The sequence below is a fragment of the Rathayibacter sp. AY1B5 genome, assembly GCF_002932795.1.
Classification (GTDB): Bacteria; Actinomycetota; Actinomycetes; order Actinomycetales; family Microbacteriaceae; genus Rathayibacter.
In genome coordinates this window covers 153,286-167,501 of record NZ_PSWM01000002.1, presented here as the reverse complement: position 1 = coordinate 167,501, position 14,216 = coordinate 153,286, and the positions used below count along the sequence as shown (strand labels likewise).

The following is a 14,216-nucleotide window of genomic DNA, read 5'->3' as shown; positions in this document are numbered from 1 at the left end:
CTCCGGTGGCCGGCGCCGCCGTGGGAGGGCCCGCTGGCAGGATGGAGGGCATGCCGCTCCTCGCCGCCCGACGTCCCCGCGAGCCGGAGCCGCTCGCCGGCCCGCTGGTCGCCGTCCGCGGTGTCGCGGTGCGCGCCTCGGGGGTCGAGCTGCTCGCCCCGTGCTCGCTCGAGGTGGAGGCGGGCGAACGCGTCGCGGTGACGGGCCGCAACGGCACCGGCAAGACCACGCTCCTGCGGGTGATCGCCGGCCTCACCACTCCGAGCGAGGGAGTCGTGACGGTGGCCGGGCGCGCCCCGGAGGAGCGCTCCGGCGCCCACCGCCGCGCCGTCGCCGCGCTGATCGGCACCCCGCCGTTCGAGCGGGACCTGACCCTCGAGGAGCACCTCGCGATGGTCGCCGTCTCGTGGGGCGCGCCGGTCGCCGACGCCCGCCGCGAGGCCGCGGCAGGTCTCGACGCGCTCGCGCTCGCTCCGCTCGCCCGCCGCTTCCCGCACGAGCTCTCCTCCGGGCAGACGCAGCTGTTCTCCCTCGCGCTCGTGCTGGCGCGGCCCTCCGCGGTGCTGCTGCTCGACGAGCCGGAGCAGCGGCTCGACGTCGAGCGGGTGCCGCTGGTCGCGGAGGTCCTGCGGAGGGCAGCCGCGTCCCGGGCGCTCGTCGTCGCGACCCACAGTCCCGTGCTGATCGAGGGTCTGGGCGCGCGGGTCGTCGAGCTGGAGCGGGCGTGAGGCGCGCAGAGGGGGCCCGCGTCGCCGAGGTGCGGGCTCTGCACCGGGGCCGGGCCGCGGCTCCGCCGGCACCGCGCGCCTACGCCGGCTACCTCGTCGCGATGACCGTCCTCGTCGTCGTCCTCCCCGTCGCCCGGGCCCTCGCACTCCTCGCCGCCGAGGCGGGAGCCGCGCCGGAGCCGCTGATCGCCCTCGCCGCCGGTCTCGCCCTGCCCGCCGCCGTGCTCCTGGGCCGGGTGCGCGGCCCCGCGGTGGGCGAGCCGCACACCACGGCAGTGCTGCTCGCGACCGACCTGCGCCGCTGGGCGGTCCTCCGTCGGCCCGTGGTCCGGGCGACGGCCGGTCTCGTGACGGTCTGCGCCGCCGTCGCCTCGCTCCTCGCCCTCACCGCCTCCGCGCCGCTCCTCCCGGCCGTCGCCGGCGGCGCCGCGTTCGCCGGCCTCCTCGCCGTCGCCTGGCTCGCCGGCCAGTGCCTGCCCTCCCGCCTGCCCGCGCTCGCAGCGGGCCTCCTCGCCTCTCTCGCGGTCCTCGGGTCCCTCCTGCCCGGTGCGCCCACGCCGGGCGGCCTCCTCGCCTCGGCCGTGAGCGGCGCGGAGGAGGTGCGCGCCGCGATCGTGCTGCTGACGTCGGCCGCGGTGCTCCTGGCCGCGGCGCCCCGCCTGCTCGACGCCGCGCGGGGTCCGCTGCTCCTCGCCCAGGCCCGGCAGTGGTCGGCCGCCGCCCGGCTCGGAGCGACGGGCGATCTCGCCGAGTCGCTCGACGGGTACCGCGCGCTCCCGGGGATCGGGCGCGGTCTCCGAGCCGTCCGCCTCTCCCCGTTCGCCTTCGCCGTCCCGGTGCGCGACGCGATCGGCGCGCTGCGCACCCCCGGCCGCTCGGCGGTCGCGGTGATCGCACTGGTCGCGGCGGGGGCCGCCGCCGTGCTCGCCGCGGTCGTGCCGTCCTCCCTCCTCGTGCTCCCGGCCGCCGCGGCGGGCGTGCTCGCCTACCTCGGCGCCGGCGTCTGGAGCGACGGCTTCCGGCACGCCGCGGCGACCGCGGGGCAGCCGGCGATCCTGGCGCCCGGGCCCGTCGAGCTGCTGCTCCTGCACGCCGTCCTCCCGCTGGTGCTCGCGGTCGCACTGGCGGCGCTCGGCGCGGTCCTCGCCTCGCTGCTGCTCCCGGGCGCGGCGCTGCCGGTGGCCGTCGCTACGGCCGTGGCCGCCGTCTCCGCTCGCGCCATGGACGCGACCCGGGGTCCGCTGCCGCCGCAGCTGCTCGGCCCGGTGCCGCTCCCGATCGGCGACGGCGCGGGAGCCGTGGTGGTGCTCTGGAACCTGGCGGGCGCGCTGGTCAGCGCCTCGACCGCGGTGGCCGTCGCGGCGACGCCCGGGCTCCTCGCCGCGGTGCCGCTCGTCGTCGGCGGGTGCCTCCTCGTCGCGCGGCGGCGTCTTGCGCGGGCCTGAGGCTCCCGGGCACCCGCCCCGCCCGGATGTCCGCGGAGGCGGCCGGACCGGATGCGAGGATGGCGGGGTGACCGCGCATCCCCGGCTCGACGAGCTCATCCGCACCGTCCACGTCCTCCGCGCCCCGGGCGGCTGCCCGTGGGACGCCGAGCAGACCCACGAGTCGCTCGTGCGCTACCTGATCGAGGAGTCGCACGAGCTCGTCGACGCCATCGAGGCGGGGGACCGGGCCGACCTGATCGAGGAGCTCGGCGACGTCCTCTACCAGGTCCTCTTCCACGCCGACCTCGCCGCCGAGAGCGCCGAGCCCTTCACCATCGAGGACGTCGCGGCGCACATGAACGCCAAGATGATCGGCCGCCACCCGCACGTCTTCGGCGACGCGACGGCCGAGACGGCCGACGACGTCATCGCGTTGTGGGACGAGCTCAAGCGGACCGAGAAGCCGCACCGCACGAGCGTGCTCGACGGGATCCCGCAGGGAATGCCGGCCCTCGCGCTCGCCGACAAGGTGATCGGCAAGGCGACCTCGCTGGGCGTCGTGGACGCCGGCCAGGGCCCGCTGCCCATCGAGTCGGAGGAGGACCTCGGCCCGCTGCTGCTGGCCATCGTCGCCTCCGCGCGCGCCCAGGGGCTCGACGCCGAGCGTGCGCTCCGCGCGGCGACGCGCGACCTCCAGGACGAGATCCGCGCAGTGGAGCAGGAGCGGCGCGCGGACTGAGGCGCCGCCGGCCCGCCTCGGCCGATCTGGGAGAATCGCCGTCATGGCCTCCCCGATCACCCCGCCCCGCGGCATGCGCGACTTCCTCCCCGCCGACAAGGCGAAGCGCGAGCACGCGCTCGGCGTCATCCGCCGCGTGTACGCCTCCCACGGGTTCGACGAGATCGAGACGCCCGTGGTCGAGGACTTCGACCGCCTCCACTCCGGCCTCGGCGGCGACAACGAGAAGCTCGCCTTCAGCGTGCTGCGCCGCGGGCTCACCCGCGACGACCTCGCGGCGGCCGACGACGCCTCCGCGCTCGCCGACCTCGGCCTGCGCTTCGACCTCACGGTGCCTCTCGCCCGCTTCTACGCCTCGCACCGCGCCGAGCTGCCGGCCGTCTTCCGGTCGGTGCAGATCGCGCCGGTCTGGCGCGCCGAGCGCCCGCAGAAGGGGCGGTACCGCCAGTTCGTGCAGTGCGACATCGACATCATCGGCGAGCCCGGGCAGCTGGCCGAGGTCGAGCTCATCACGGCGACCGCGGCGGCGCTCGACGCCCTGGGCCTCGAGGACTGCACCATCCGGATCAACGACCGCCGCATCCTCACCGGCATCCTCGAGCACTGCGGCTTCGCCCCCGAGCGCTTCGGCCCGGCCCTGATCTCGATCGACAAGCTCGACAAGATCGGCGCCGCCGGGGTCGTCGCCGAGCTCGAGGCCGACGGGCCGGACGCGGCCGCGGTCCTCGGCGGCTACCTCGCGCGGATCGAGCAGGCGGTCGCCGCCGGGGGAGTGGCGCTCGAGCAGTCCGCGATCCTCGACGTGCTGCCCGAGGGCGTCGACCCGGAGGCGGTGCTCGCGCTCGAGACCCTGGCCCGGTCGCTGCGCTCGCTGCCCGCCGGCGTCTCGCTCCGCTTCGACCCGACGCTCGTGCGGGGGATGGGCTATTACACGGGCACGATCTTCGAGATCGCGCACCCGTCCTCGGGCTCCTCGGTCGGCGGAGGCGGGCGGTACGACGGGATGATCGGCCGCTTCCTCGGTCAGGACGTGCCGGCCTGCGGCTTCTCGATCGGCTTCGAGCGGATCGTCGAGCTGATCGGCGGTGCCGTCGTCGAGCGCCCCGACGCCGTCGTCCTCGTGCACGAGCGCGACGCGGCGCCCGAGGTGCTGCTCGCGCTCAAGCAGGAGCTCATCGCGCAGGGCTCGCGCGTGCGCCTCGAGCGCCGGGCGAAGAACCTCACCCCGCTGCTCGACCGCGCTGCCGCCGCGGGCTTCACCCGCTTCGCCCTCGTTCCACGCGGCGCCGCCTCCGCCGCCGACCTCTCCTTCAAGGACCTCGGCTGAGCGGCGCCGGCTGAGCGGCGCCGGCGGCTGAGCCGGGCCGGCGGCTGAGCTGGGCCGGCGGCTTCGGATGAGCGGAACCTGACGCCGACGCCGACGCCGACGCCGACGCCGACGCCGACCCCGACCCCGTGCCTGCGGGCGGGCGGGGCGATACCGGGGCCTGACCGTCGGGGCTGAACAGGGTCTCAGACGATCCGTCAGGAGATCACCCCGGTCTGGTCGGATCCTTGTCGGATCCGTGAGAGCCTTAATACCCGCGAAATCTGCGGACACACCCGAGAAATCTCCCCCGGATAGCGTCGAGGCACCCGATCGGCGCGGCTTGGCGCGCCTGCACGGGCACCCCGTCGCGACCCCGCGCACCGCACCGCAGCAGCCCTGACGATCCCCACCCGAGGAGTCCCCTTGACCCTGTCGCCCCTCCGCTCCCTTCCGGCCTTCGACCGCCGCAGCCTCCTCCGCCTGGCGGGCGTCGCCGGCCTCGCGATCGGCGGCGCCTCCGTCCTCGCCTCCTGCGCCTCCGACTCCTCCGGGGCGTCCGCCGCGGACGGCGGCGACCTCGGCACCCTCAAGGTCCAGCTCTCCTGGATCAAGAACGAGGAGTTCGCGGGCGAGTTCTTCGCCGACTCGAAGGGCTACTTCACCGAGGCCGGCCTCGCGGGAGTGACGCTCACCCCCGGCCCCTCGACCGGCGTGGCCGAGCTGCTCTCGGGCAGCGCCGACGTCGCGCTCAGCGACGCCGTCTCGATCGGCACCGCGATCGCCCAGCAGGAGGCCCCGCTCAAGATCATCGGCGCGACCTACCAGAAGAACCCCTTCACGGTCCTCTCGATCAAGACCGCCGGCAACATCGCCACTCCGGCCGACCTCGCCGGGAAGAAGATCGGCGTCCAGGCCTCGAACACCTCCCTGTTCCAGGCGCTGCTCGCCGCGAACGGCCTCTCCGAGTCCGACCTCACGGTCGTCCCCGTGGAGTACGACCCCTCCGTCCTCGTCAACGGCACCGTCGACGGCTTCATCGCCTACCTGACGAACGAGGCCATCACGGTCGCGGCCGAGGGCTACGAGGTCGTCAACCTGCCCTTCGCCGACAACGGCCTCCCCTTCGTCGCCGAGACCTTCTCGGTGTCCGAGCAGGCGATCGCCGAGAAGCGCGACGCTCTGAAGGCGTTCCTCGTCGCCGAGATCAAGGGCTGGACCGACGCGGTCAACGACCCGGAGGCGGGCGCGATGCTGGCCGTCGAGAACTACGGCAAGGACCTCGGCCTCAACGAGGAGTCCTCCAAGAAGGGCGCCACCATCCAGGCCGAGGAGCTGGTCGTCTCGGACGAGACGGTCTCGAACGGCCTCTTCACCATCTCCGAGACGCTGCAGTCCGAGACCATCGCGTCCCTCGCGGGCGCCGGGATCGACGTCACGGCCGAGGACCTCTTCGATCTGACCCTCCTCGACGAGGTCTACGAGGAGAACCCCGAGCTGATGAAGTACGCGGCCTGATCCTGATCCACGAAGGGCACCACTCGTGACCGACACGACCGACGCCGGCACCCTGCGCGACCAGGGTGCCGGCGGCACCGGCATCCAGATCCACGGCCTGTCGAAGACGTTCCGGATGGGCTCGCGCAGCGTCGCGGCGCTGCAGGACACCGATCTCCACACCGACCAGGGCAGCTTCCTCGCCCTGCTCGGCCCGTCGGGGTGCGGCAAGTCGACCATCCTGCGCATCCTCGCGGGGCTGGAGGAGCCGACGTCCGGCTCCATCCGCGTCGACGGCCGCACCCCCCAGGAGCTGCGCCGCGACAACAAGCTCGGCATCGCCTTCCAGGACCACGCGCTCCTGCCGTGGCGCAGCGTCATGGCGAACATCCGCCTGCCGTTCGAGATCGCGGGCAAGGGCGTCGACCAGTCCTACATCGACGAGCTGATCGACCTCGTCGGACTCCGCGGCTTCGAGAAGGCCAAGCCGGCTCAGCTCTCGGGCGGCATGCGGCAGCGCGTGTCGATCGCGCGGTGCCTGATCCTCAAGCCCGAGGTCCTGCTGCTCGACGAGCCGTTCGGCGCCCTCGACGACATGACGCGGCAGAAGCTCAATCTCGAGCTGCTGCGGATCTGGACCGAGAAGCCCGCCACGACGCTCCTCGTCACGCACGGCATCTCGGAGGCGATCTTCCTGTCGGACCGCGTCGCGGTGATGAGCCCGCGCCCGGGACGGGTGAAGGAGATCATCGACATCGACCTCCCCCGCCCGCGCACCCCCGAGATGCAGCGCACTCCCGAGTTCCACGCCTACGTCGACCAGGCCTCCGAGCTGCTGTTCGGCGACGGCGGCGCGGCCTCGGACGACCGCGTCCAGGAGTGACCGTGGCCACCACGCTCCCCGCGGCCCCGCGCCGCACCCTGTCCCTCCCTCCGTGGCTCACCGGGCTGATCGGCGTCGCCGCGATCGTCGCCGTCTGGTGGATCGTGGCGCTCGTCACCGCGCCCACCGGCACCGCGACCTACGCGCCCGTCCCCACTCCCGTGCAGGTCGTGCAGACCGCGATGGAGGACGGCCTCGGCTTCTACTGGCGCAACTTCTCCGTCACGATCGGCGAGGCGGCGGTCGGCTACTTCTGGGGCAACCTCCTCGCGCTCGTGCTCTCGGCGCTCGTGCTGGTCCTGCCCTGGCTGGAGGGGGTCGTCTCGCAGCTCGCGGTCATCACCTACTGCGTGCCGATCGTCGCGATCGGAGCGATCGTGCTGCTGATCCTGGGTGGCGCGGACGCTCCCGGGAAGGCGAGCGCGACGGCGATCTTCCTGGCCGGCCTCTCGGTGTTCTTCACCACGGTCGTCGGCAGCCTCCTCGGGCTGAAGGCGGCCGACAAGGCGGCGCTCGACGTCGTCACGGTCTACGGCGGCTCGCGCTTCACCCAGCTGCGCAAGGTCCGCCTGATCGCGGCCCTGCCCAACATCCTGTCGGCGCTGCAGATCGCGGTGCCCGCGGCCTTCCTCGGCGCGATCCTCGGCGAGTACTTCGGCAAGATCGAGACGGGCGTGGGCCCGATCCTGGTCGCGGCGCAGGTCTCGCTGAACTCGCCCCGCGTCTGGGCGCTCTTCCTCCTCTGCGCGGGCGTCGCGCTCCTCGGCTACGGCATCGTCGGACTGATCGGGCGCCTCATCGCGCCCTGGTCCTCCGGAAAGCGGGCATGACCATGACGACCACCGTCCCCGACCGCACGGAGCAGTCCACGGCCACCTCGATCCTCGCGGTCGACGAGCTGCGGCGCCAGCTGCGCACGGCCGCCCTCGGCGCGACACTCAAGAGCCTGCGCAAGAGCCTGCTCGTCGCCCTCTCGACGATCGTGATCGTGCTGGCGATCTGGATCGGCGTGGTCCTCTTCAGCGGGGTCTCGCCCTACGTGGTCAAGGGCCCGTGGGACGTCTGGCAGCACCTGGTCACCGACGCGAAGGCGGCGGAGCACCGCGCCGAGCTGGGCGGGCTCTTCGCCGTGACCATGGGCGACGCGCTGATCGGCTTCGCGGCCGGCCTGGTCGTGGCGATCCTCGGCGCGATCCTGTTCCGCCTGTCCAAGGGCATCGAGCACGCGCTGATGCCGTTCGCGATGCTCCTGCGCTCGGTGCCGCTGATCGCGATGGCGCCGCTGATCATCCTCGTCTTCGGGACCGGCTCGATCGCCTCGGTCGCGGTGATCGGCGGGATCGTCGTCCTGTTCCCCGCGCTGGTGACGATCGCCTTCGGCCTCAACAACGCCTCCCCGCAGATGCTCGACGTGGTCGCGGTCTACGGAGGCAGCACCCTCACCGCGATCCGCAAGGTCGCCATCCCCGGCTCGCTGCCCTCGCTCTTCGCCGCAATCCGCATCTCGGTGCCCGGAGCGATCACGGGCGCGCTGCTCGCCGAGTGGCTCTCGACCGGCTCGGGCATCGGCGGGGCGATCAACGCCTGGTCCGCCCAGGCCCGCTTCGCGGACGTCTGGTCGGCGGTCGTGCTGGTCACCGGCGTCTCGCTCGTGCTCTACATGCTCGTGCAGGTGCTCGAGACCTTCGTCCTCTCCCGGATGTCCCTCTCCCTGAGCTGACGCCGCCTCCTCCGCTCTCCGCTCCCTCCTCCTCCATCTCGCGGACGGGAGGAGAGGCGGGAAGGGGCAGGGGAGCGGAGCGACGGGGCCGGGTCAGACGGTGACGATCGCGTCGACGATGTGGCCGGCCAGCACCTCGCGGCCGCCGAGCCCGTCGAGCTCCATGACCACCGCGATCCCCTCGAGGCTCCACCCTGCACGCTCGATCAGGCGGCGGCTCGCGTCGAGCGTGCCCCCGGTCGCCAGCACGTCGTCGACCAGCAGCAGGCGCGAGCCGCGAGGCGCCGCGTCCTCGTGCACCTCGAGCATCGTCTCGCCGTACTCGAGGGTCGCCTTCTCGCGGAGCACGGCCCGCGGCAGCTTGCCGGGCTTGCGGATGGTCACGACGCCGAGCCCGGCCGAGTAGGCGGCCGCCGCGGCGAGCAGGAACCCGCGCGCCTCCACGCCCGCGATCGCGTCGATCCGGCCGCGGTAGGGCTCGATCAGCGCGTCGGCCACCGCCCGCAGGGCCTCGCCGTCGCCGAAGACCGGCGTGAGATCGCGGAACAGGATGCCCGGGCTCGGGAAGTCCGGGACGACGGCGGTCAGACGGTCGACGTGGTCGGCGGCGGTCGTGGTCACGGGGAACCTCCGGGTCGGCGGGTGCGCCCGGGCCGTCCGGCGATCGGGCCCTGGGAGTCTATGACCGGCCGCGGTCTCCTGCGCTTCGGAGGCGGTCAGTAGACTCCTTCCCGACCGCTCCCGGCTCCGGGAGCCCATCCGTCAAGAGGAGATAGTTGTGGCCCTTATCGAGGCAGTCGTCGCCCGAGAAATTCTGGACTCCCGTGGCAACCCCACGGTCGAGGTCGAGGTCCTGCTCGAGGACGGCGCGTCCTCGCGAGCGGCCGTCCCGTCCGGCGCCTCCACCGGCGCGTTCGAGGCGTACGAGCTCCGCGACGGCGACTCCGACCGCTACCTCGGCAAGGGCGTGCAGAAGGCCGTCGACGCCGTCATCGACGAGATCGGCCCGGCCATCGAGGGCTTCGACGCCACCGACCAGCGCCTCGTCGACGCCGAGCTGATCGAGCTCGACGGCACCGAGAACAAGTCCCGCCTGGGTGCGAACGCGATCCTCGGCGTCAGCCTCGCCGTGGCCAAGGCCGCCGCGCAGTCGTCCGACCTCGACCTGTTCCGGTACGTCGGCGGCCCGAACGCGCACACCCTGCCCGTGCCGCTGATGAACATCATCAACGGAGGCGCGCACGCCGACACCGGCGTCGACATCCAGGAGTTCATGGCCGTCCCGCTGGGCGCCGAGTCCTTCTCCGAGGGCCTGCGCTGGGGCGTCGAGATCTACCACGCGCTCAAGGCGCAGCTGAAGAAGGCCGGCTTCGCCACCGGCCTCGGCGACGAGGGCGGGTTCGCCCCCGACCTGCCCACCAACCGCGAGGCGCTCGACTTCATCCTCAAGGCCGTCGAGGCCGCGGGCTTCACCCCCGGGAAGGACATCGGGCTCGCACTCGACGTCGCCTCCTCGGAGTTCTACGAGGACGGCGCCTACACGTTCGAGGGCAAGAAGCTCTCGGCCGAGGAGCTCTCCTCCTACTACGCCGACCTCGTCGCCAACTACCCGCTGGTCTCGATCGAGGACCCGCTGGACGAGGACGACTGGGCCGGCTGGACCCACCTCACCGCGGCCATCGGCGACAAGGTGCAGCTCGTCGGAGACGACCTGTACGTCACCAACCCGGTGCGCCTCGCCCGCGGCATCGCCGAGAAGGCCGGCAACTCGATCCTGGTCAAGGTGAACCAGATCGGCACGCTCACCGAGACGCTCGACGCCGTGGCCCTCGCCCAGCGCAACGGCATGACCGCGATCCTCTCGCACCGCTCCGGCGAGACCGAGGACACCACCATCGCCGACCTCGCGGTCGCGGTGGACGGCGGCCAGATCAAGACCGGCGCCCCGGCCCGCTCGGACCGCGTCGCGAAGTACAACCAGCTGCTGCGCATCGAGGAGATCCTGGGAGGTGCGGCGACCTACGCGGGTCGCTCCGCCTTCCCGCGCTTCTCCGCGTAGTCTCGGCACGCCGGACCGGCCCCGGAGCCCAGCACCTCGGTGCGGGCGCCGGGGCCGCTCCACTTCCCCCGCCGCGATCGAGGAGGCACCCGCCCATGGCCCGTCCGCCCCGCCGCCCCTCCGCTCCCGGGAGCGCGCCCCGCCGGCCCGCGCCCGCCCCGGTCCCGGAGCGGCCCGCGCGGCCCGCCGCCGGCACGTCGTCCGGCGGGAAGAAGCGAGGAGCCTCCGGCCCCCGCACGCCCTCCACGCCGCGCGCCGCGTCCGCCCCGCGCACTCCCCGCCCGAAGCAGCCGCCCGCCCCGCCCTCGTCGGCGTGGATCGCCGGCGTCCGCGGCTCCGGCTTCACGCTGCTGGTGATGGGGATCATGATCCTCGCGGTGGTCGTGCTCGCCCCGAGTATCAAGAACTTCGTCGAGCAGCGCGCCGAGATCGCCGAGCTGCAGCGCTCCGTCGATGCGGCCAAGACGCAGGCGCAGAACCTCGACGAGGAGCGCACCCGCTGGTCGGACCCGGCGTTCATCCGCGCGCAGGCCCGCGAGCGGCTCTACTTCGTCATGCCCGGGGAGGTCAGCTACCTCGTGCTCGACGACGTGACGCTCGCCCAGCAGGCGCAGCAGCCCGCGAGCGACACGGTGCAGGAGACCCCGAGCGACTGGGCCGGCTCCCTGCTGTCCTCGATCGCGGTCTCGGGCCTCGGCGAGCCGACCGCCGACGAGCCGGCGCCGACCCCGTAGGTCCCGCTCGGCCCCGCGTACACTGGAGCGTCCTCCCGGCCGTCCGTCCTCTGGAGCCCCCGTGACCACGCCCCCCTTCGATCCGCCGTCCGAGCGCGACATCGCGGTCGTCTCCGCCCAGCTGGGCCGTCCCGCCCGCGATGTGGTCGGGATCAGCGCCCGCTGCGTCTGCGGCGACCCGACGGTGGTCTCCACGAGCCCGCGCCTGTCCGACGGCACGCCGTTCCCCACCTTCTACTACCTGACCCACCCCGCCGCGACGGCCGCGATCTCGCAGCTCGAGGCCACCCAGGTCATGGTCGAGTACAACGGGATGCTCGCCGAGGACGAGGATCTGCGCGAGGCCTACGCCGCGGCGCACCGGGCGTTCCTGGCCGACCGCGAGAGCGTCGGCTCCGTCCCCGAGATCGCGGGCATCTCCTCCGGGGGCATGCCCTCGCGGGTGAAGTGCCTCCACGCCCTCGCCGCTCACGCCCTCGCGGCGGGCCCCGGCGTCAATCCGATCGGCGATCTGGCCCTGGCCCGCGCCGACTGGTCTCCCGAGCGCTGCGCCTGCAGGCCGCTCGACGCGTAGCCGCTCCTACCGGAGCCACGGAGGCGCCACCACCGGCGCGCTCTTCGCTAAGCTGATTCCCAGTCGGGGTCAGTGCTGCCCACCGCATCGAGAGCGGGCACTTCGCATTGCGTGAGGGTGTTCGCATTGTCCATCCCTCTTGGAGAGTCAACCGTGCCCAGAATCCTGATCGTCGGAGGCGGCTACGCCGGTTTCTACACCGCGTGGAAGCTCGAGAAGCAGCTCCGCCCGCACGAGGCAGAGGTCACGATCGTCGACCCGCTGCCCTACATGGCGTACCTGCCCTTCCTCCCCGAGGTCGCCGCGGGGTCGATCGAGCCCCGCCACGCGATCGTCTCGCTCCGCCGTCACCTCAAGAAGACCGCGATCCTCGCCGCCAAGGTGACGAAGATCGACCACGCGAACCGCACCGCGACGATCACCCCGACCGTGGGCGAGCCCTACGAGTTCGAGTACGACCAGATCGTCGTCACCGCCGGCTCCGTCTCGCGCACCTTCCCGATCCCGGGCGTCGCCGACAACGCGATCGGCCTGAAGACGATCGAGGAGGCGACCGCGATCCGCGACCGCATGCTCACGAACTTCGATAAGGCCGCGTCGCTCCCGGCCGGTCCCGAGCGCTCGCGCCTGCTGACCGTCACGGTCGTCGGCGGCGGGTTCGCCGGCATCGAGGTCTTCGCGGAGCTGCGCTCCTTCGCGAGCGCGCTTCTCAAGCGCTACCCCGAGATCGACTTCGAGGAGACGCAGTTCCACCTCATCGAGGCGATGGGCCGGATCATGCCCGAGGTCGCCCTCGAGACGAGCCACTGGGTGCTGAAGAACCTCGACCAGCGCGGTGCCACCGTGCACCTCGACACGCAGCTCAAGTCGGCCGAGAACGGCGTCATCCAGCTGTCGACGGGCGAGAGCTTCGAGTCGGACCTCATCATCTGGACCGCGGGCGTCATGGCGAACCCGTCGATCAAGAACTCCGACCTGCCCATCGAGGAGCGCGGCCGCCTGCGCGTGCGCGCCGACCTCCGCGTCGGCCACGACGACGTGCTCGTCGAGGGCGCCTGGGGCGCCGGCGACGCGACCGCCGTGCCCGACCTCACCGGCGGCGGCGTCGGCGGCTTCTGCGTGCCGAACGCCCAGCACGCCGTCCGCCAGGGCAAGCTCATGGCCAAGAACATCACCGCGGTGCTCCGCGGCGAGGAGCCGGTCGACTACGTGCACAAGAACCTCGGCGCGGTCGCGGGCCTGGGCATCGGCATCGGCGTGTTCCAGTCCGGCAAGATCGCGGTGAAGGGCTTCCCCGCCTGGGTGATGCACCGCGGCTACCACGGTCTCGCCATGCCCTCGTGGGAGCGCAAGTTCCGCGTGGTCTGGGGCTGGTGGAACAACCTCTGGCTCGGCCGCGACATCGCCTCGATCGAGGCCCGCGAGTACCCCCGCGGCTCCTTCGAGACCTACGCGTCGCGTCCGCGTCCGGCGGCCCCCGCCGCCGAGGCTCCGGCCGCGCAGGCCCCGGCGCAGATCCCCGGCCAGGCCGGTGCTCCGGTCCCGGTCGGCGGCGAGCCCGCCAAGTCCTGACACCGCCGCCGGGAGGATCGCTCCTCCCGGTGGTCGCCCCCATAGCCCAATCGGCAGAGGCAGACGACTTAAAATCGTCTCAGTCTGGGTTCGAGTCCCAGTGGGGGCACTCCGTCCGACGCCCGCTCCTCTAGGCGGCGCGGGCGTGCGCGCTGCGTCGAGCGGGCTCGAGCAGGGCGGCCTCGAGAGCCTCGGTGATCTCTCCCGGGGTGCAGTCGGCGCAGAGCACGACGAGCTCCTCCTCGGTGTCGCGGCCGCCGGAGCGGTCGAGGACGACGGCGTCGGTTCCGCAGAGTGAGCATTCGATCATGCGGGTACCGTACGTCCGACCTCCGACATGCGCGCGGCAGTGCCCCGGCGCGTCTCGCCCGGATCCGACCCGGGCGCCGGGTCCGACTCCGGACCGGTCGTCCTCCCGACCGGAGGACCCCGGTGTTCGGGAATCGGACGAGGATCCCGCGCGCCCGCGCCGCCTCGCCTAGAGTCGTCACCGGGCGGTTCCGCGCCCGGGCGCCCGCGTCCGGAGGCGAGCCGCCCGGTCCACGGCGGGCGCCGGAACGGTCCCGCTTCTCGTGCCCGCGGGCACTGTCATGCACCGCCCGGCGACGGGCGGCCGGGAGGCCCCCATGGGGAAGCTGCTCTACGGAGCCTCGGGAGTCGAGATCGAGTTCGACGACCGCACGCTCACGCACGTCCAGATCGTCATCGCCAACAAACTGCGCCGCCGCGAGAGCTTCTTCTTCTCCTGGCGGGACGACCCCGCGGTCGGCGACGGCCGCTCGAGCATCTGGCTCGACCCCTCCGTGCCCCTCTACTTCAAGTACTTCGGCGGCCGGGTCCCCTCGATCAACCGCACCTGGATCGATCTGCTGACCGTGTCGGCGAACTCGTCCGGCGGGCTCCAGCTCGTGCAGGAGCCGGACGCCGCCCCCACCCCGCCGCCGAAGGGCGAGCAGGGCGTCTGACCCCCTCACCCC

Annotated in this window: 15 protein-coding genes and 1 tRNA gene; 14 read left to right on the top strand and 2 right to left on the bottom strand. The window is 73.1% G+C overall.

What is annotated here, in order from left to right; translation table 11 throughout:
* Nucleotides 1-50: 50 nt before the first annotated feature.
* The 8 genes from C5D44_RS02885 (at nt 51) to C5D44_RS02850 (ending at nt 8,300) form a co-directional block, all read left to right on the top strand.
* Nucleotides 51-728 carry an ATP-binding cassette domain-containing protein gene (locus tag C5D44_RS02885; RefSeq protein ID WP_104280775.1) on the top strand — a complete coding sequence of 226 codons (678 nt, stop codon included), beginning with the start codon at nt 51-53 and terminating at the stop codon, nt 726-728.
* Complete coding sequence (locus C5D44_RS02880) at nt 725-2,173, top strand: hypothetical protein (protein WP_104280774.1); 1,449 nt, start codon at nt 725-727, stop codon at nt 2,171-2,173. The genes C5D44_RS02885 and C5D44_RS02880 overlap by 4 nt, the downstream gene beginning before the upstream one ends.
* Nucleotides 2,174-2,240: 67 nt before the next feature.
* Nucleotides 2,241-2,894, top strand: coding sequence for a MazG family protein (locus C5D44_RS02875; protein WP_104280773.1), 654 nt, complete (start codon nt 2,241-2,243; stop codon nt 2,892-2,894).
* 43 nt (nt 2,895-2,937) lie between these two features.
* Nucleotides 2,938-4,221, top strand: coding sequence for a histidine--tRNA ligase (gene hisS / locus C5D44_RS02870; RefSeq protein ID WP_104276398.1), 1,284 nt, complete (start codon nt 2,938-2,940; stop codon nt 4,219-4,221).
* Nucleotides 4,222-4,626: 405 nt separating this feature from the next.
* Entirely contained in the window at nt 4,627-5,718 is a 1,092-nt protein-coding gene (locus tag C5D44_RS02865; protein WP_258059873.1) for an ABC transporter substrate-binding protein, read from the top strand.
* A gap of 115 nt (nt 5,719-5,833) precedes the next feature.
* On the top strand, nt 5,834-6,580 hold the full coding sequence (locus C5D44_RS02860) for an ABC transporter ATP-binding protein (protein WP_104276409.1): 747 nt from the start codon (nt 5,834-5,836) through the stop codon (nt 6,578-6,580).
* A 2-nt stretch (nt 6,581-6,582) separates the two neighbouring features.
* Complete coding sequence (locus C5D44_RS02855) at nt 6,583-7,410, top strand: ABC transporter permease (RefSeq protein ID WP_258065327.1); 828 nt, start codon at nt 6,583-6,585, stop codon at nt 7,408-7,410.
* A complete protein-coding gene (locus C5D44_RS02850) occupies nt 7,407-8,300 on the top strand; it encodes an ABC transporter permease (protein ID WP_104280772.1) in 894 nt (297 codons plus the stop codon). The genes C5D44_RS02855 and C5D44_RS02850 overlap by 4 nt, the downstream gene beginning before the upstream one ends.
* 93 nt (nt 8,301-8,393) lie before the next feature.
* On the opposite strand, the gene C5D44_RS02845 is transcribed toward C5D44_RS02850, so the two are convergent.
* Nucleotides 8,394-8,921 carry an adenine phosphoribosyltransferase gene (locus C5D44_RS02845; protein ID WP_258065328.1) on the bottom strand — a complete coding sequence of 176 codons (528 nt, stop codon included), beginning with the start codon at nt 8,919-8,921 and terminating at the stop codon, nt 8,394-8,396.
* 157 nt (nt 8,922-9,078) lie between these two features.
* Here C5D44_RS02845 and eno point away from each other — a divergent pair, with 157 nt between their 5' ends.
* From eno to C5D44_RS02820, 5 genes are all read left to right on the top strand, one after another.
* On the top strand, nt 9,079-10,359 hold the full coding sequence (eno, locus tag C5D44_RS02840; protein WP_104222361.1) for a phosphopyruvate hydratase: 1,281 nt from the start codon (nt 9,079-9,081) through the stop codon (nt 10,357-10,359).
* A 95-nt stretch (nt 10,360-10,454) separates the two neighbouring features.
* Nucleotides 10,455-11,093, top strand: coding sequence for a septum formation initiator family protein (locus C5D44_RS02835; RefSeq protein ID WP_104280770.1), 639 nt, complete (start codon nt 10,455-10,457; stop codon nt 11,091-11,093).
* A gap of 61 nt (nt 11,094-11,154) precedes the next feature.
* Nucleotides 11,155-11,667 carry a DUF501 domain-containing protein gene (locus C5D44_RS02830; RefSeq protein ID WP_104280769.1) on the top strand — a complete coding sequence of 171 codons (513 nt, stop codon included), beginning with the start codon at nt 11,155-11,157 and terminating at the stop codon, nt 11,665-11,667.
* A 153-nt stretch (nt 11,668-11,820) separates the two neighbouring features.
* Nucleotides 11,821-13,239 (top strand): NAD(P)/FAD-dependent oxidoreductase, encoded by a 1,419-nt coding sequence (locus tag C5D44_RS02825; RefSeq protein ID WP_104225019.1) that lies wholly within the window; start codon nt 11,821-11,823, stop codon nt 13,237-13,239.
* 35 nt (nt 13,240-13,274) lie between these two features.
* Nucleotides 13,275-13,348, top strand: a tRNA-Leu gene (locus C5D44_RS02820).
* A gap of 21 nt (nt 13,349-13,369) precedes the next feature.
* Here C5D44_RS02820 and C5D44_RS02815 read toward each other — a convergent pair.
* On the bottom strand, nt 13,370-13,549 hold the full coding sequence (locus C5D44_RS02815; protein ID WP_104280768.1) for a hypothetical protein: 180 nt from the start codon (nt 13,547-13,549) through the stop codon (nt 13,370-13,372).
* 316 nt (nt 13,550-13,865) lie between these two features.
* Here C5D44_RS02815 and C5D44_RS02810 point away from each other — a divergent pair, with 316 nt between their 5' ends.
* On the top strand, nt 13,866-14,204 hold the full coding sequence (locus C5D44_RS02810; RefSeq protein WP_104277865.1) for an ATP-dependent DNA ligase: 339 nt from the start codon (nt 13,866-13,868) through the stop codon (nt 14,202-14,204).
* The last annotated feature ends 12 nt before the right edge of the window (nt 14,205-14,216 follow it).